Origin of the sequence: Pseudomonas sp. FSL R10-2964 (assembly GCF_009600035.1) — a bacterium.
In the GTDB taxonomy this organism is placed as follows: Bacteria; Pseudomonadota; Gammaproteobacteria; order Pseudomonadales; family Pseudomonadaceae; genus Aquipseudomonas; species Aquipseudomonas bubulae.
The window spans coordinates 33,749-50,952 of the sequence record NZ_WIWH01000041.1 but is presented as its reverse complement, the minus strand read 5'-3'; the positions used below and the strand labels follow the sequence as shown (position 1 = coordinate 50,952).

Below are 17,204 nucleotides of genomic sequence, written 5' to 3'. Positions count from 1 at the left end.
CCTGGCGTACGGCCTTCGCTGCGCTCAGGTTCCCTCGCTCCGGTCCCGCTCCGTGGGCACGCCGCCACGGGCCATCCTTGGCCCATCGCGGCTCTCCCGGCATCCATGCCGGGAGGCCCACTGCGCAGAACCTCCTCTCGGCCTCCCGATGGGGCGGGCAGATCAACAGCCGTCGAGGCGGCCTACCGGCCGGCCTGTTTGAATACAGGATCTGCGACCGACATATTTCCCTGTGGGAGCCGGGCTTGCCCGCGATGCAGGCACCTCGTTCTATCTGGAGGAACAAAGTGCTGGCATCGCGGGCAGGCCCGCTCCCACAAGAGTTGGTGTTGGTTAAATTTTTTGCTTTTGCTTTTGCTTTTGCTTTTGTTGTGGCCACTCGATTGTGCAGGCGACGCGAATGCCCCTCACAGAAGGCCGAACGTAGGTGCTGTTATGGGGGTGGCGCGGCAGGACGCCGCGCCAGCCGCGATGGGCCATGGATGGCCCGTCGCGGCGTGCCCCCATAACAGTGCCGGAGAGAGGGAACCGGGGAGCCTTGGCGAGTCGGCCGTATGGTAGGGCGAGGACTTTTTGGTTCCTTTTTGGTCCTTCAAAAAGGGACTCGCCGTAAGGGCGAAACCGATACTTCAGTTAACCGCAGATGCCGGATATGTACCCGGTGTACCTGTTAAAACGCTAAAGCGGCAACATATATGGCGCATCGCTCCCACAGGAGTAAGAGCTCAACTGATGATCCAGCTCAAGAGCCACAGCCCCAGCACCAGCCAGATCACACCGCCGATGATCGAGGCGCGGATAAAGGCGCGCACGGCGTTGTACAAAAACAACAGGCCGATGATCAACACCGCAATGCTGATGATCGAGGTGTCCATGCCCAACGCCCGGGCCATGCCGTCGACAAAGTTGCTGCCTGCCTCAGTGATGGTGCCGAACAGGCCGTTCAGGGTCTCGACGATAAAACGCACCAGCGTGCCCAGCCACAGGCCAAGATTTCCAATAAAACTTTCGACGTGCATGGTCAGGTTCCGATGAGTAAGGTGGCCACTGTGCCAGATATACACATTAGGCATCCATTCATGGTGCAAGTTGCGTAGCGAGTGAGTTTGAGTGGGGCCAGGGATCAAAAAATTACTGGGTTGGGCGGCTGGCGGCCTGCTGGCGCTGTGTACGTTGCTGTGGCTGGCTGACAGGATCTGGCCGCTGCCGTTGCCCAAGGATGACCAGGCCCGCGTTGTCCTGGCCGAAGACGGCACGCCACTGTGGCGCTTTGCCGATGCCAACGGTGTGTGGCGCTACCCGGTGCATGTCGAAGACGTGTCGCCGCTGTACCTGGATGCCTTGCTGACCTACGAGGACCGCTGGTTCTTTCAACACCCCGGGGTCAACCCGCTGGCGCTGGGCCGTGCGGCCTGGCAAAACCTTAGCGGCGGGCGGGTGTTATCAGGCGGTAGCACGTTGTCGATGCAGGTTGCACGCCTGCTCGATCCCCATGAGCGGACGTTGCCTGGCAAATTGCGTCAGCTATGGCGCACCGCTCAGCTGGAATGGCATCTGAGCAAGCCGCAGATTCTTGAGCTGTACCTCAATCGCGCGCCATTTGGCGGTACCCTGCAGGGTGTTGCTGCGGCCAGTTGGGCTTATCTGGGCAAGTCGCCGCAGCAGCTCACCCGTTCCGAGGCAGCCCTGCTCGCCGTGTTGCCACAAGCGCCGAGCCGCTTGCGCCCCGACCGTCACCCGCAACGCGCACAAGTGGCGCGCGACAAGGTGCTGCGTCGCCTGGCCGAGTACCGGGTGTGGCCACAGCCGGCGGTGGATGAAACTCTGGAGGAGCCGCTGCTGCTGGCACCGCGCCTTGAACCGAGCCTGGCACCCTTGCTGGCGCGACGCCTTAACCGCCCCGGCAGCCCGCCACTGATCCGTACCATGATCGATGCCAGTTTGCAGCGTCGCCTCGAAGACTTGCTGCTGGGCTGGCGCGCCCGTTTGCCCGATCACACCTCGGCGGCCATTGTGGTGGTCGAAACCGAAAACATGGCCGTACGCGCCTATCTGGGGTCGGTGGACATCAACGATGCCCGTCGCTTTGGCCATGTCGACATGATCACCGCCATGCGCTCGCCGGGCTCGACCCTCAAGCCGTTTTTGTACGGCATGGCCATGGATGCTGGGCTGATTCACTCTGAATCGCTGCTGCAGGATGTGCCGCGGCGTTATGGCGACTATCGTCCGGGCAACTTCTCCATGGGTTTCAGCGGGCCGGTATCGGCCAGTGCCGCGCTGGTCACTTCGCTCAACTTGCCCGCCGTACAACTGCTTGAAGCCTATGGGCCCAAGCGTTTTGCCGCCGATATGCGCAACGGTGGCGTGCCCTTGAGTTTGCCAGCACTGGCCGAGCCCAATCTGGCGCTGATTCTGGGCGGCGCCGGCAGCCGTCTGGAAGATCTGGTCAGCGGTTACAGCGCCCTGGCACGTGAAGGGCGCAGCGCCAACCTGCGGCTGCAACCCGACGACGAACTGCGCGAGCGGCGCATGCTGTCGCCGGGGGCGGCATGGGTGATACGGCGCATCCTCAGCGGGCAGGCGCGCCCTGACCGCGACCCCCATGCCGACCTGGTGCTGCGCCCGCAACTGGCCTGGAAGACCGGTACCAGTTATGGCTTTCGCGATGCGCTGGCGGTCGGTGTTGGGCCGCGTTACCTGATCGGTGTGTGGATCGGTCGCCCGGATGGAACCCCCGTGCCGGGGCAGTTCGGCCTGGCGTCGGCGGCTCCCTTGATGCTGCAAGTCCACGACGTATTGAGCAACCGCGACAACCAGCGTGGCATTGTCGCGCCAGTACAGGCGGTGCCGGACAGTGTTGGGGTGGCAGCGATTTGCTGGCCATTGGGGCAGCCCATGAACAAGAGCGATGCCAATTGTCGTCGCCAGCGGTTTGCCTGGACCCTGGATCACACCACGCCGCCGACCTTGCTGGCGGCGGATCAACCTCTGGGTGTGGGCCTGCGCGAAATCATCCGGGTCAATCCGCAAGGCTTGCGTGTTGGCCCGCAATGCGCCGACGGGCAACAACACGAGGTGGCATTGTGGCCAGCCCCCCTTGAGCCCTGGCTACCCCGGGTAGAGCGACGTGAAGCGCGGTTGCCTGAGGCTTCCACACAATGCCCGCCACCGGCCTTGAGTGCGCTGACCCCGCTGTCGATTGTCGGTGTACGTGACGGCGACCGACTGCGCCGTCCTGCTGCCAGCCAGGCGATATTGCGCCTGGCGCTATCGGCCTTGGGCGGTGAAGGTCGGCGCTGGTGGTTTATCAATGGCGCGCCACTGGGCGACAGTGCACAACCAGAGGTATTCAACACCAGCCTGGAACTACCAGGGCGTTATGAGCTGAGCGTGCTCGATGAAAGCGGGCAGACTGCCCGTGTCGAGTTCAGTGTGGTGGAGTAACAGCCCCTCTTTGTGCCTGTTTTACGCACTGAATATCAACTTGAAACCCGTCAATTATGCTTATACCTAAAGTAGAGTCGCTGCTGGCAGTGTTTTTTCGGGGAAGTAATGGCGTTGATATATATGGTTTTTTTACTGGCGTTTAAAACCAAAGTATTAATCATCAAGAAGGGGGCGAGGTGTTTTATATAAGGGGTTAATACCAAGTTGTGAATTGTTTGATAAGGCCCGCGGCGTTGTTATGTACCCAACGGACGAACGTATCCCCGACACAGAGCAGGGAACTTCGAACTCAGGCATAACAGGTGCAAGGGACTTAATCATGAATACTCAACTTTTTCTGAAAACCAGCACAGCGCTCCTCTTGGTCATGACTGTCAGCCTGGCTGGCTGCAGCGGCGGCGGTGGCGGCCACAAGAGCTATGTAGCCAGCAGTGATACCGGTACTGACGCAGGTACTGGCGGTGGCACTGACGGCGGGACTGACGGTGGTACAGGCGGTGGCACAGACGGCGGCACTGGCGGCGGTACCGGTGGTGGTACAGACGGCGGTACTGGCGGTGGAACTGGTGGTGGTACAGACGGCGGTACTGGCGGTGGAACTGGTGGTGGTACAGGCGGCGGTACTGGTGGTGGTACAGGCGGTGGTACTGGTGGTGGTACTGGTGGTGGTACTGGTGGTGGAACTGGCGGTGGAACCGGTGGCGGCACTGGCGGCACCGGCGGTACAGGCGGTACAGGCACAACTCCTCTGGTTACAGGTCAGGTCGCAGGTCAGGTCGGCAGCGCCCTTGGCGGCGTGGGCACCACGGTCAGCGGGGTTGGTGGCACCCTGAGCACCGTGCCTGTGGTCGGTACCGTGGCTGGCGGCCTGGTGACCAATACCGGCAATGCCGTGACCTCCGTAACAGATGGCATTACTGGTGGCCTGGGCTCGCTGGGTACCGACAAGAACTCCCTCGGCCTGACTGTCGGTGGTGTTACCAACGCGGTTGGTGATGTAGGCAAAGGCGTTTCGTCAGTGGGTACCGGTCTGAGCACCGTGCTGGACAACACCCCGATCAGCCAGATTCCGCTGGTGGGTGGCGTGGTTGGCAAGGTGACTGATACCACGGGCGGGCTGGTCAACAAAGTGGGCACCACGGTGACCATGATCGGCAATACCCTGACCACCGATGTGAGCAGTGGCAAGCTGGGCGCCTTGACCGGCGGCGTAAATGACAAGGTGCTGGTGCCGGTGATTTCCCTGGTCGAGAACGTCACGGGCAAAGTGGGTACCACCACAGGGCTGGGGGCACCGGTAGACGGTCTGCTGAACAAAGTAGGCGGCACCGTGAGCGGCCTCGGCGACAAGGTGACAGCTACCGGCGGCGACAACCCGGTGACTTCTCTGGTGGGTGGTGTGCTGACCGGTGTAGGCGGTGCGGTTGACAAGGCTGGCGGCTACGTGAATCCGGCAGCGGGCTCCACAGGCAGCGGTACTGGTACCGGGACAGGGCTGGGTGGTCTGCTGGGCGGTCTGGGTGTGGGGGCAAGCACTGGCGGCAGTGTCGGAGCTGGTGCTGACACTACAGGTGCAAGTGCAAGTGCAAGTGCAAGTGCAGGTGCAGGTGCAGTCGGTGGTGTTGGCGGTGTCGTCGGTGGGGTAGTTGGTGGTCTTGGCGGCTTGCTGGGTGTCAAAGTGGACTCAGTCAACAACACTGCCGATACAACAGCAGGAGCCGCGGGCGCTGGTACAGGCGGTCTGGGCGGGGTACTTGGGGGCGTGGTTGGCGGGCTGGGCAACCTGGGCAAGAAATAACTGAAGAATATTGCACCTGGCCGGTTCGACGGCCTTACCTACAGCGCCTACGCTTGGTTGGGACGAGAGATTCAGATGAGTCTCTCGTCTTTTTTCATGTGCAGATTGTAGGACTGATGCTCGGGCCGCTTTGCAAAGCATTCTAAAAATAAAGCCCCTCGTTATGTCGCCGTAGTTGAACATGGAGTGTCCTATGCGTAATTGCGTTCCCTTTTTGTTGTTGGCTCTGGCCCCGTATGCGGGTGCCGAGACCCTTCCGCGTTTTCTCAACAGCAATGACAGCATGCAAACCCTGCCCACGCCCAACCTGCCGGTGGATGCCTATCGCCCTGCGGCGCCTGCGCTGGAACTACCCAAGCCGGCGGCTGCACAACCCCGGCCACTGGAAATGGGTACCCGCCTGACCATTCGCAAGTTGCAGATCGAAGGTGGCACGATCTATCCGTTGCCAGAGCTGGGGGCGGTGTACAAACCGCTTCTGGGCCATGAAATCACTCTGGCCGAACTGATCGAGGCCACACGCAAGATCACCAAGCGTTACCAGGACGATGGCTATTTATTGTCCTATGCGTTTTTGCCTCAGCAGAACTTCGACCAGGGCCTGGTGCGTGTGGTGCTGGTTGAAGGCTATATCAGCGAGTACAAGGTTGACGGCGATATCGGGCGGGTCAAAGGGTTTGTGGATGAGCTGGTCGATAAGCTCAAGGGCGAACGCCCGCTGACCCGCAAGACGTTCAACCGCTACAGCACGCTGTTGAGCCGCATCCCCGGCGTCACTCTGGAGGCGCAAGTGCCACCACCCGGCACCACCGATGGCGCATCGACGCTGAGTATCAGTGCCAGCCGCAAGCCCTTCACCACCAGCATGAGCCTGGTCGAAGGCAATCGCAGCAGCACCCAGGCGCTGCTGGCGGCCAGCAGCAATTCGCAAACGGCCATGGCCGAACAATTGACCCTGAGCGGGTTGTTTCCCCCGGGCAATGACAAGGAGCACTACTACCGCCTTGATTACAGCCAGTACCTCAACGCGGAAGGCACGCAGTTGAACCTGTTTGGTTCCAGTTATCGCAGTGATCCAAGTACCAGTATCGTCACCAGCGACGGTTTTGAACTCAAGCCCCATCGCGAGAATGACCGCTTTTCGATCGGTATCAGCCATCCATTGATCGCTGCTCCGGATCAATGGCTCAGCGCCGCCGCGCGTTTCTACGGGGTCAATGACAAGACTGACTACGAGATCGTCGGCTACGGGCAAACCATCAGTGACAAGACCAACGTGCGGGCACTGGCGTTTGAGGGCGACTGGCGCAAGTCCGATGCCAAACAACTGCGCATCGTCAGTGCCGGCTTGTACCAGGGCATAGATGGCATGGGTGCCAAGAGCGAGACCAACCTGACCGGCACGCAGTACGATCTGGACTTCTTCCGTTTGCGTCTGTCGGGCGTGCAGAGTAACGGCTACTTCGACAATTGGCAGGGGGTGATATCGGGCGCTCTTTACTGGAGTGACGACACCCTGCCAGACAGCGAAAGGGCGGTATTTGGCGGGCAGAACTTCGGTCGCGGCTACCCGGACGATCAGGCATCCGGCGACAAGGGCTGGGGGGCGGCATACGAACTTAACTACAGCTTCAATCGCGAGGGTGAATGGGTCAAGTTGCTGCAACCCTATGCCGTCGTGGACAGGGCCAAAGTCTGGTACAACGAGTTGCCGTTAAAAGGTTCGAATATGTCTTCGGCAGCACTGGGCTTGCGTTTTGGTGACAAGCGCTATTACAACGTTGCCCTGGAAGTTGCCAAGCCCATGTCGGATATAGCGCTGGACAGTTTTAATCGCCGGCCGCGATATACATTGAGTTTTAGTTATCAGTTGTAGTGTGTGACCGTAAAAGCCCGCCTCCCCAAGTCAGGGTGGCGGGCTTTTATAGTATGGGGGTCAAGTTCTTGCCAGGTGTAAGTGTGTGGGCTGTGGAAAGAGGTTTTCGAGGGTGTCGAGCAGGCGCACGTGGTAGATGGGTTTGCGAAACAGGTCCAGCACCTGCAGGCGCAGAAGGTCGCTAACATCGTCCATATCGGCGTGCCCGGAAATGACAATCACCGGCAAATGCTGGCGCGATGTGTGCTCGCGCAGGCGCTTGATCAGCGCAATACCGCTCTCTTCCGGCATGCGCAGGTCGGTGATGACCAGCGCAATATCCGGATGTTGGGTCAACTGCGAAAGGGCGAGTTTGACTGAAGTTGCCGTATAGCAACAAAAGCCCTCGCCCTCCAGCAGCTCAGCCAACTCCAGCAGTGCGTCCTCTTCGTCATCCACCAGGAGAAGCTGTTGGCGTGATGGGGAGAGAGGCATATTAATTACTCTTTGTAATTAATGATTTATTTAAGCAACTGCCAAGCCTGTTTTAATTTCTTCAAATACAGCTTTTACTGCATCCTGTACATCGCCTGAAAGCCCGGCAATCACCACCGCCACCATCGCTGCAATAATTGCATATTCAATACCCGAAGCGCCTTCGGTCCGTTTTGCAAACAACTTGGCTTGGCGCGCTACAAATACCTGGGCAGGTACATACACTTTCAGAACAGTATTTAATATCATCTGACTTCTCCTTAGTGCGCCGGGGCGGGCACTGCGTAACTTGGGTGCAGGGTGATTCCCACCTGCAGTCACAGCATTGGCAATAAATGACTTTCCCACAACTGTATCATTGGACTAATCACAAAGTATTAATCCAAATAACTATTTAAAAAATGCGTGTCAAATCAAACTATTCACAATTGATTAGAGATTTTTTAGTTCGCTAATGGCATTTTGCTTTACCTGAGCTATTTTTAAATAGCGATTGGTTTCAAACGCATTAAAGGTTCGTAGCTGCCTGATTGTGAATGGGTTTTTTAGTCTGCAGTGCGCAGTGATAAAGGGAGTTTGTGCATGAACAATCGACGCAGTCTGATATTGGCCGCCATTTTGTTTGTCGGGGCAATTGCCGCCGGTTACTGGGGGCTGGTATTGAGTCGACAGCAGCCGGTCGCCGAAGTTCCGGTGGCTCAGTCTGTAGAACAAGGTGTAGCGGCCGTTGAAGACAAAACCCGCCAGGCGGTGGTGGTACTGGTTCGCGATGTCCCCCCGAATGTGGCCTTGACGGCCGATGACCTGACCCTGGAAAAACTCCGTACCGCCCCCGCTGGCAGCCTGACTTCCATCGATCAGGCGGTGGGCCGCACCCCGTGGCGCAGCCTGAGTGCAGGCACCTGGCTCAGTGATCAAAGCTTTGACGTGGGCGGGCCGCTGGCTCGCATGATTCGCCCGGATGAGCGCGCACTGGGGGTCATGATTGACGAGGTGTCCGCTGCGGGTGGGCAGCTTAGCCCCGGTGATTACGTCGATATCCTGTTGTTTTTGCGTCAGGACAGTGGCAACCCTCAGCAGTCGGCCCAGGTGGTATTGCCGGCAGTGCGGGTGCTGAGCGTGGGGGGTGAACTGGGCTTGACCAGCGATGGCAAGTTGGCCAGCCAGCCGAAAAATGCCGAGGAAGCGCTCAAGCAAGAACAAAGCCGCATCAATGCGCGATCCGCAGTCCTGGCGGTTCCCGAGCAGCTTCTCAATCAACTGATGCTGGCGACCCAGGCAGGCACCCTGCGCCTGGCCGTGCGCAGTGCCGACGAGCAACGTTTGAGCAAATATTGGGCGGGCGAGCAGGAATCTGCGACTAATCTTGATAATGCCAAGCGCAGTCTTTATCAATTTAACCAGTTAGCCATGGCCAGTCCGGCAAGAGTGCCAGTCAGCAGCAATCCCGCTGTCGCCCCTCGGGTACGCGGTATTGAAGTGATCCGCGGCAATCAAACGGCTCAGCAGTAGGCCCAATAAAAATCCTTATCTGAAAGGAAAACCAACATGAGCCACCGTTGCCCTCCACTTTATAAACGCGCTTTCTGGACGCTGCTGCTGAGCAGCTTGCCCCTGGAGATGGCCTTGGCCGCAGGCGAAAACTGCGCGGCATTCAACGCATTGCCTTCGGTATTGGAAGTGGCCCAGGGGGCCCAGAAGGCCATGGGCTTTCCGGTGAATATCTCGCGCATTGCCGTGGGCGACCCCACCATTGCCGATATTCGCTCCAATGGGCCAAACGCTTTTTTGCTCACTGGTATTGCCTCGGGCACCACCAGCCTGATGGTCTGGAGTGCCTGCTCGAAAGAGCCGCACCAAACCATGCTTTTCGTCAAGGGCAAGGCCGCCTCGGGGCTGACCGGTACGACGTTGCCGCCCTCCGAAGACCCGACCTTGCCGGTGCAGGTGCAAACTGATATCCGCTTTGTCGAAGTCAGCCGCACCAAACTGCAGGAAGCCAGTACCTCGATCTTCGGTATGGGCAGCAACTTCCTGTTCGGCTCGCCGGGCTCATTCCTCAGCACCGCTGAAGGGATCATCACCGGTGGTCCGGTGGCCAACGCCAAGTATTTCAACATCGGCTTTGGCGGCGGCAAGGTCAGGGCCATGATCAATGCCCTGGAAGGCAGCGGCTTTGCCTACACCCTGGCGCGTCCCAGCCTCGTGGCCATGAGCGGGCAGAGTGCAACCTTTCTGGCCGGTGGTGAAGTGCCAATCCCGGTGCCCAGCAGCGGCAGCGATAACGTGTCGATCGAGTACAAGGAGTTCGGTATCCGCCTCACGCTGACCCCGACCGTGGTGGGGCGTGATCGCATCATGCTCAAGGTGGCCCCCGAAGTCAGTGAGCTGGACTACACCAATGCGGTGAATATCGCCGGCACCCTGGTACCGGGCCTGACGGTTCGACGCACCGATACCAGCATCTCACTGGCCGACGGCGAAAGCTTTGTGATCAGTGGCTTGATCAGTTCGCGCAACAGCTCCCAGGTCAACAAATTCCCGGGGCTGGGCGACATTCCGATTCTTGGCGCTTTTTTCCGCGACTCCAATATCAGTCGTGAAGAGAAAGAACTGCTGATGATCGTCACCCCGCATCTGGTTCAGCCACTGGCTGCCAATGCGGCACTGCCGACGATGCCCGGGGAGCAATTGCGCAATTACGACCCTAACTGGTATCGCCTGTATTTCCTGGAGAACGGCAAATTCAATAGCCGTAGCGGGTTATCTCAATGAGCCAAAGCCTAAGCCAGACATTTCTCGCGCTGACGCGCAACAACACCGATCTTGAGTGGCTGCAGGGAGCATTAGCGCCGTTGGGTCAAGTGGTGGGTGCAGGCACAAGTAGCCTGGATGAACTGCTGGCCCTGGTTGATGTGACGTTTGCCGGCCTGATATTTGTGGGCCTGGATCGGGACAAGGTAGTCAGCCAGTGCGCGCTGATTGAAGGTGCTCTGGAAGCCAAGCCCATGTTGGCCATCGTTGCCCTGGGCGACGGTATGGATAACCAACTGGTACTCAATGCCATGCGCGCCGGGGCGAGGGACTTTGTGGCCTACGGTTCGCGCTCCAGTGAAGTGGCGGGGCTGGTACGGCGCCTGAGCAAGCGCCTGCCACCTGTAGCACCGAATGCCCAGTTGGGTGGTCTGAGCGTGTTGTTCAGTGCGCAATGCAATGCCGATGGTGCATTGCTGGCCAGCCACTTGGGGCTGGTGGTGCAAAAGCACGATCAAAAAACCCTGTTTCTGGACCTGGGCGTGCCCCGTGGTGATGGCCTGGCCGTGCTGGGCCTGGAAAGCTCGTTCTTTTTCGGTGATGCCCTGCGTCATTTGCGGCGCCTGGACAGCACCTTGATTGACAGTGCCTTTACCAAGACTGCCAGTGGCTTGCGGGTGTTGGCCCACAGTGACAGTGACGAACCGCTGGAGCAAACCAGTGCCGCCGAACTGTATATGTTGCTCAGTGCCTTGCGTCAGCACTTCCAGCATATTGTGGTCAACCTCACCGGTCAGCCTGACAGTGAAGCGCTGCGTACCTTTGCCACCCATTGCGACAGCCTGCTGTGGTACACCGACCAAAGCGTGCTCGATTGCCGCCGCAATCTCGACGTACTCAGCCGCTGGCGGGCCAAGGGCATGAAGTTCGAGCATACGGGCTTGTTGATCGACCGCTATATGAGTGGCGTTGCTCCCAATGCCGATGCCCTGGGTAAAAGCTTTGGCCTGCCGGTGCTGACAACACTCCCACCCAGCCCGGAGCTGCGCATCAATGCCAAGAATCAGGCCACCACCCTGTTTGACCTGGCCCCGCGCGAAGCCCTGAGCCAGGCTTTGAAAAAACTCGGTGAACGGTTGGTCTTGCGTTCACAGGTGCCTGAGCAAGCGACTTCCAAATCGGGTACCTGGCTGAACCTGAACCGCCTGTGGGGGGCCAAATGAGCAATGAACAGCTGTTTGGCTCAGGCCTGTACAAGGATGGTCGTGCGGACCATGACGGCCTGAAACTGGTGCTGCACCGCTATATCATCGATGCCATTGAAGAGACCGGAAAAAACCTGCTGGAAGGTTCCCGGGTGTCTTTGGCCCAGTTTGTTACCGAGCGGGTAGCCGAGTATGTGTCGCGCCTGCATCTGGCTATTTCCCGTTATGAGATGGAGCGTCTGGCCGAGGAGATCGTCGACGAACTGACCGGATTCGGCCCCCTCGAAGTGCTGCTGCGCGACCCGGCCGTGACTGAAATTCTGGTCAACGGCCCCCATCGGGTGTTTGTCGAACGCGAGGGTCGACTTAGCCAGAGCGATCTGCGCTTTATCGATGACCATCATGTGGAACGGGTGATGCAGCGCATTCTGGCGCCCCTGGGGCGGCGTCTGGATGAGTCCTCGCCGATGGTCGATGCGCGCCTGCCCGATGGCAGCCGGGTCAACGCCATCATTCCGCCCATTGCCCTGGATGGCCCGTGCCTGTCGATCCGGAAATTTCGCAAGGACATGCTGCAAAGCAGCGACCTGGTGGCCATGCAGACCATCGACCAGGCAATCTTTGAATTCTTCCAGGAGGCGGTGGGCAAGCGCTGCAACATCCTGATCAGCGGCGGTACCGGTACCGGTAAAACCACGCTGCTCAACATCCTCAGCCAGTTGATCAACCCCCATGAGCGCCTGGTCACCATCGAGGACGTGGCTGAATTGCAGTTGGGCCACCCTCATGTGGTGCGCCTTGAAACCCGCCCGCCCAATGCCGAAGGGCATGGTGAGGTGAAATCCAGCGACCTGATCCGCAACGCCCTGCGGATGCGTCCGGACCGCATCATTCTCGGCGAGATCCTCGGTGTGGAAGTGCTCGATGTATTGACCGCGATGAACACCGGTCACGATGGTTCCATGAGCACCGTCCACGCCAACACCGCACAGGATGCCCTGCTGCGACTGGAAACCCTGGTGGGTTTGACCGGGCGTACGGTGGCGGAGAAAACCTTGCGCCAGATGATCTGCGCCGCACTGGACGTGATTATCCAGCTGACGCGCATGCCCGATGGCCGCCGTTGCGTCAGTGAAGTGCTGGAGGTGGTGGGGGTGCGTGACGATGTGTATGTGACCAACACCCTGTTCCGTCTCGACAAGCGCACCGGCTTTGGTTTTATGCGCGAGGCCTTGAACCCGGCAAGCGACAAGTTGCGTCGTGACCCCGTCCTGAACGCCCACGGCTGAGGCACTGCATATGAACCCGGCCTTACTGCTTTTTACCATCAGTTTCCTGATGTTCGCGCTATCGCTGAATCTGGTGTATCGCGCCCTGACCGACCCGACCACGGGCCGTGTGCTGGAGCGTCTGGGTGAAGGCCAGCCGCAGTTGCTGGAGAAAGCCCAGGGCGTGGCCTGGCTGGACCGGGCTTTTTTGCAGGCAGGCCTGGGGCGCCCTTCAGAGCGTCTGGGTTTGTGGCTGTCGCTATGGGCCGCTGCGGTGATTGTGGCGGGCCTGATCGGTGGCTGGGTGTTCTTGCTCGCGTTGCTGGTGTTGCCGCCGGTGCTGCTCAAACTCTTTGTCAGCTGGCGTTACCACCGCCGGGTTCGGCGCATGGTTGAGCAACTGCCATTGCTGCTCGATCACTGCGTGCGCAGCCTCAAGGCCGGACGCACCTTGGCCGATGCGGTGTTGACCGCGATCGAGGCATCCAGCGACCCGCTCAAAAGCAGTATCAGCCGGGTATCGCGCAACGTGCAGATGGGGGTGAGCCTGCCCGAGGCAGTGAACGACTTTGCCGAGCTTTATGAACGTGATGAATTTCGCATGTTTGCCCTGGGGCTTAAGGTCAACCATCGCTACGGTGGTAACGCCAGTGAGTTGCTGGAGAACCTGATCGTGCTGATTCGCGAGCGTGAGCAGGGGGCGCGCAAGTTGCGCGCCATGACCGGTGAAACCCGGATGACGGCGCTGGTATTGGGCTCGTTGCCGGTGTTTGTGGTGGGTTTCTTTATGGTGACCAACCCCAGCTACATGCTCAAGATGTGGCAGGACGGCGGAGGGCAGCAGATGCTCCTGACCGCAATGGCCATGCAGATAATCGGCAGTGTGGCGCTGTGGCGCATGGTACGGAGCGTATGACATGGCCTTTTTGATTTGTGTGGTGTTGCTGCTGGGCGCCATGGCGCTGTTGATCAATAACGTGGTTCAGGATCGCATGAGCCAGCAACGGGTCATGCAGCGCCTGGATGGTGACAAGACCGGCCCCGGCAAGCTCAGCCTGTGGATGCGGGCGGTGGGCAACAGCAAGTTTGGCCAGCGTTCGGTGTCGATGGACAGCGAAACCCAGACCCTGCTCAACCGCATCGGCTGGCGCACCGCCAGTCAGCGCTCGCTGTTTGCCGCTTTTCAGGTTGGCACCCCGATAGCTTTTGCCGGGCTGGTGTTCTTGGGCTATGAGCTGTTTTTTCCGCGTTCGGGCAATCTGCTGGTGGTGATGCTGTTCTCCCTGGCTTTGGGCTATCTGATCCCCAAGCGATTGTTGGCCTATGCTGCAAAAAGGCGCCAGCAGGAAGTGGCGATCGAAGTTTCAACCTTTATTCCGTTGCTGCGCATTCTGTTTGAGTCGGGCATGGCAGTCGAACAGGCGCTGCGGGTGTTGAGCCAGGAAGCGCGGCACCTGCTGCCGGTACTGACCGGTGAGTTGCGGGTGATTCTGGCCCGGGTCGACTCGGGGCTGGAGTTGAATCAGGAACTGAGCAAAACCGCGAGTCTGCTGGATGTAGACGAGTTCAATGACACCTGCGTGATTCTGCAGCAATTGATTCAGCAGGGTGGTGGCGCGATGAAGTCATTGCAGGCACTCAAGGAGCTGCTGGATGACCGTCGTTTGACCCGCATGGAGGAATATATCTCCAAGATGTCCGCCAAAATGTCGGTAGTGATGATGGTGTTTCTGTTCCCCGCTTTGATGATCGTCTTGGCCGGGCCGAGTTTTGTCGCTATCTCGCGAGCCTTTCTCTCTTGACCAGGGGTATGAACATGAAAGCTGTCATCGTCGTGTGCGGGCTGCTGATGCTGGGCGGCTGTGCCACAGGAGGTCAGAGTAATCCGCCGTGGATGGCCATGGGCGGCAGTTGCACCAAGTTGAGTGGAGACCAGGAGCTGTCACTGAACCTGGCCGATGACATGGCCAAGGAAGGCAAGCTGCACGCCAGCCTGGCCAACCTGCAAAACCTGCCACAGGGTTCGGCGCAGGTACAACTGCGCAAGGCACGGATTTATCGCCAGTTGGGCCGCGATGAGGCCGGGCCGCTGTATCAAGGGTTGCTGGGGTCGTGCCTGGCAGCCGAAGGGGAGCATGGCCTGGGCCAACTGGCAGCCGGGCACGGTGACAACGCCCTGGCGATCACCCATCTGGAGCGTGCGGCACAAATGGCGCCGACCGATGCCAAGATCCGCAATGACCTGGGTGTGGTTTATCTCAATCAACGGCGGGTTGATGAAGCGCGGTTCGAGTTTTTGACCGCTCTGGAGCTCAAGCAGGATGAATCTCCGGCGGCATTGAACCTGGTGACCTTGCTGATTTATCAGGACCAGTGGAAGCAGGCCGCAGAACTGGTAACCCGCGCGGGCCTGACCCCCGAACAGGTAAGTGATGCCCAGTACCGGGCACAAGCTTTGAAAGCTCAAGCCAGGACCGCCAGCAACCAGGTGGCTGTCGTCAAATAACGCGTTGGAGGTTTGCCATGACTTTATCTATTCGTGTGGGGGTGCTGCTGGCCCTGATGCCGCTGGGTGCGCTGGCTATCGAGCCTGGCCCCACCCCCAGAACCCAGCAGCAAACCGAGAACTGGCTGCAATTGCAAGTGAGCGGCAGCGTCCAGTCGCCCATCCACCAAACGGCTACGCCGGCGGAGCGTGAGCTCAGCCTGCAGCGCTGGCTGGACAGTTATAAACATGAAATCCCCGAGTACTACGGGCAGAAAGAGGGTGGCAAGGCCAGCCAGGAATAAGTTCTTTCCTGCAATAGCGGGCCCCCACAGGCAGTAGGCGGCGCAAAACCTGTGGGAGCGGGCTTGCCCGCGATGGCAGCGGTGCGGCATCACTCACCCGCCGCGCCAGTTGTATCGCGGGCAACTCGCACCGCTACAGTGAAGTGATCAGGTAGCTAGTGCGCAGTTTGCCGATGGGCGCCGGCGTTTGGCGACAGGGCCAGGGCCAGTTGGGTGCGGTTGTTCATATGGGTCAGGCGCAGCACTTGCGACACATAGAGCTTGACCGTGTTTTCGGTGATGCCCAGGTCACAGGCGATCTGGTAGTTGGTCTGGCCCTTGCTGACCAGCTTGGCGACGTCCAGCTGGCGTGGTGACAGCTGTTTGAAGATCGTCGGGATCTGTTGCCAGGGGCCTTCACCTGGTTCCTGGCTGTTCAAGGGGTGAGTGGCAGCTTGCGGAGGGCGCCGGGCGGACTCCATGTCCTGATACAGGTCATCGATGGATTCGGCCAGGAATTGCAATTTCTGGTTCAGGTGGCCCAGCTGATCGCTCTTGTGGCGTTCACGCAAAATAGCTTCCTGGCGCTGGATGCCCTCGAGCAGCTCATTGAGGTCGACCGGCTTTTGATAGTAGTCGGCGATGCCGATACGCAGGGCCTTGATCACATCCTGTTTATCGGCGCGACCGGTCAACAGGATGCTTTCAAAGGCGCGGTGTTTGCCGGCCAGTTTTTGCAACTGCTGGGTCAGTTCGATGCCGTTCATGTCGGGCATGTGAAGGTCGCAGAGCACCAGGCCGATTTGCGGGTCGGCCACAAACGCATCAATGGCTTCACGGGTTGTATTGCAAGGCACGCAACGGTAACCGCTGCTTTCCAGAAACTCGCACAGTTCTTCGACAATCAACGACTGATCGTCGACTACGAGCACTTTTATTAGGGGGTTGGGCGTGTTCACGTGGTTCTCCTTCCTGGTAAACCAATCAGGGACATCTTGGTCCACATACTTGCGGTGATTGAATTAAACGTAGACCTACTTTACGACTATGTACAAGGTATTAATCCCTCGTAATGACTAGTGAAGCAGAGCCATTGTCAGGGTAAAACCACCGAACAGGAAGGGTGCAAAGGGAAGCTTTTTTGACACTGTGGCGCCTTTTGCAAGCGAGAGCGTCTTAACTTGTTGATTTATTGACGGCAGTATTTTTGACGCACAAAACCACCAGATGCCACTACAGATGCCAGCACCGATAACGGTGCCAAGAATTGTCGGACGATCGGTTGTCAGCGCCAGGGCGATCAACAGCTTTACGTCTCCGGCACCCAGCTTGTTCAAGGCATAACCGGGCAGTGTCAGTACCAGCGCGATCAGCAGCGCCCAGCCTCCTTCGGTTGCGCTTGCTCCCAGCCAGGTGTGACCGGTCCACAGCAGATACAGCAGCGCCAGCGCTGCGCCACCCAACGTCAGGAAGTTGGAAATATGGCGTTGGAGCAGGTCTTGAATGGAACAGGCCACAAACCACAGCAACACAACAGCTAACTGGATCACGTAAAGAGCCTCCGTTTTTTACCAATGATTCTATGATGATATTACTGTCGACAGTCAGGG

The 17,204-nt window shown here is 59.0% G+C and carries 17 protein-coding genes; 12 read left to right on the top strand and 5 right to left on the bottom strand.

Annotated elements, in window-relative coordinates:
• Nucleotides 1–725: 725 nt before the first annotated feature.
• Nucleotides 726–1,019, bottom strand: coding sequence for a hypothetical protein (locus GHN92_RS20180; RefSeq protein WP_095001099.1), 294 nt, complete (start codon nt 1,017–1,019; stop codon nt 726–728).
• A 91-nt stretch (nt 1,020–1,110) separates the two neighbouring features.
• Here GHN92_RS20180 and pbpC point away from each other — a divergent pair, with 91 nt between their 5' ends.
• From pbpC to GHN92_RS20165, 4 genes are all read left to right on the top strand, one after another.
• Complete coding sequence (gene pbpC, locus GHN92_RS20175) at nt 1,111–3,447, top strand: peptidoglycan glycosyltransferase PbpC (RefSeq protein WP_372239757.1); 2,337 nt, start codon at nt 1,111–1,113, stop codon at nt 3,445–3,447.
• A gap of 434 nt (nt 3,448–3,881) precedes the next feature.
• Complete coding sequence (locus tag GHN92_RS24260; protein ID WP_178102655.1) at nt 3,882–4,283, top strand: hypothetical protein; 402 nt, start codon at nt 3,882–3,884, stop codon at nt 4,281–4,283.
• Entirely contained in the window at nt 4,247–5,248 is a 1,002-nt protein-coding gene (locus GHN92_RS20170; protein ID WP_178102654.1) for a collagen-like triple helix repeat-containing protein, read from the top strand. Before GHN92_RS24260 ends, GHN92_RS20170 begins: the two co-directional genes overlap by 37 nt.
• Nucleotides 5,249–5,441: 193 nt before the next feature.
• Nucleotides 5,442–7,124, top strand: coding sequence for a ShlB/FhaC/HecB family hemolysin secretion/activation protein (locus tag GHN92_RS20165; protein WP_133144714.1), 1,683 nt, complete (start codon nt 5,442–5,444; stop codon nt 7,122–7,124).
• Between the two features lie 60 nt (nt 7,125–7,184).
• Here the strand turns inward: GHN92_RS20165 and GHN92_RS20160 are convergent, their stop codons facing one another.
• Complete coding sequence (locus tag GHN92_RS20160) at nt 7,185–7,598, bottom strand: response regulator (RefSeq protein WP_095001042.1); 414 nt, start codon at nt 7,596–7,598, stop codon at nt 7,185–7,187.
• Between the two features lie 30 nt (nt 7,599–7,628).
• On the bottom strand, nt 7,629–7,847 hold the full coding sequence (locus GHN92_RS20155; protein ID WP_095001043.1) for a Flp family type IVb pilin: 219 nt from the start codon (nt 7,845–7,847) through the stop codon (nt 7,629–7,631).
• A gap of 333 nt (nt 7,848–8,180) precedes the next feature.
• On the opposite strand from GHN92_RS20155, the gene cpaB reads away from it, so the two are divergent.
• The 8 genes from cpaB to GHN92_RS20115 are packed head-to-tail and all read left to right on the top strand — an operon-like array spanning nt 8,181 to nt 15,615.
• The gene (gene cpaB / locus GHN92_RS20150) at nt 8,181–9,110 is read left to right on the top strand and encodes a Flp pilus assembly protein CpaB (RefSeq protein WP_133144713.1); all 930 of its coding nucleotides are present in this window, start codon (nt 8,181–8,183) and stop codon (nt 9,108–9,110) included.
• A 36-nt stretch (nt 9,111–9,146) separates the two neighbouring features.
• Nucleotides 9,147–10,373 carry a type II and III secretion system protein family protein gene (locus GHN92_RS20145; RefSeq protein WP_095001045.1) on the top strand — a complete coding sequence of 409 codons (1,227 nt, stop codon included), beginning with the start codon at nt 9,147–9,149 and terminating at the stop codon, nt 10,371–10,373.
• Nucleotides 10,370–11,575 carry a pilus assembly protein gene (locus GHN92_RS20140; RefSeq protein ID WP_095020822.1) on the top strand — a complete coding sequence of 402 codons (1,206 nt, stop codon included), beginning with the start codon at nt 10,370–10,372 and terminating at the stop codon, nt 11,573–11,575. The genes GHN92_RS20145 and GHN92_RS20140 overlap by 4 nt, the downstream gene beginning before the upstream one ends.
• A complete protein-coding gene (locus GHN92_RS20135) occupies nt 11,572–12,846 on the top strand; it encodes a CpaF family protein (protein WP_153380923.1) in 1,275 nt (424 codons plus the stop codon). The genes GHN92_RS20140 and GHN92_RS20135 overlap by 4 nt, the downstream gene beginning before the upstream one ends.
• Nucleotides 12,847–12,856: 10 nt before the next feature.
• The gene (locus GHN92_RS20130; protein ID WP_095001048.1) at nt 12,857–13,741 is read left to right on the top strand and encodes a type II secretion system F family protein; all 885 of its coding nucleotides are present in this window, start codon (nt 12,857–12,859) and stop codon (nt 13,739–13,741) included.
• Nucleotide 13,742: 1 nt separating this feature from the next.
• Nucleotides 13,743–14,627: a type II secretion system F family protein gene (locus GHN92_RS20125; protein ID WP_095020823.1), complete on the top strand. Its 885-nt coding sequence runs from the start codon at nt 13,743–13,745 to the stop codon at nt 14,625–14,627.
• Between the two features lie 14 nt (nt 14,628–14,641).
• Nucleotides 14,642–15,331 carry a lipopolysaccharide assembly protein LapB gene (locus GHN92_RS20120; protein ID WP_095001050.1) on the top strand — a complete coding sequence of 230 codons (690 nt, stop codon included), beginning with the start codon at nt 14,642–14,644 and terminating at the stop codon, nt 15,329–15,331.
• A 17-nt stretch (nt 15,332–15,348) separates the two neighbouring features.
• On the top strand, nt 15,349–15,615 hold the full coding sequence (locus GHN92_RS20115) for a DUF3613 domain-containing protein (protein ID WP_095001051.1): 267 nt from the start codon (nt 15,349–15,351) through the stop codon (nt 15,613–15,615).
• Nucleotides 15,616–15,770: 155 nt separating this feature from the next.
• Here GHN92_RS20115 and GHN92_RS20110 read toward each other — a convergent pair whose 3' ends face one another.
• Nucleotides 15,771–16,553 carry a response regulator transcription factor gene (locus GHN92_RS20110; protein WP_095001052.1) on the bottom strand — a complete coding sequence of 261 codons (783 nt, stop codon included), beginning with the start codon at nt 16,551–16,553 and terminating at the stop codon, nt 15,771–15,773.
• Nucleotides 16,554–16,670: 117 nt separating this feature from the next.
• Nucleotides 16,671–17,144 carry a prepilin peptidase gene (locus tag GHN92_RS20105; protein WP_095001053.1) on the bottom strand — a complete coding sequence of 158 codons (474 nt, stop codon included), beginning with the start codon at nt 17,142–17,144 and terminating at the stop codon, nt 16,671–16,673.
• Nucleotides 17,145–17,204: the final 60 nt, after the last annotated feature.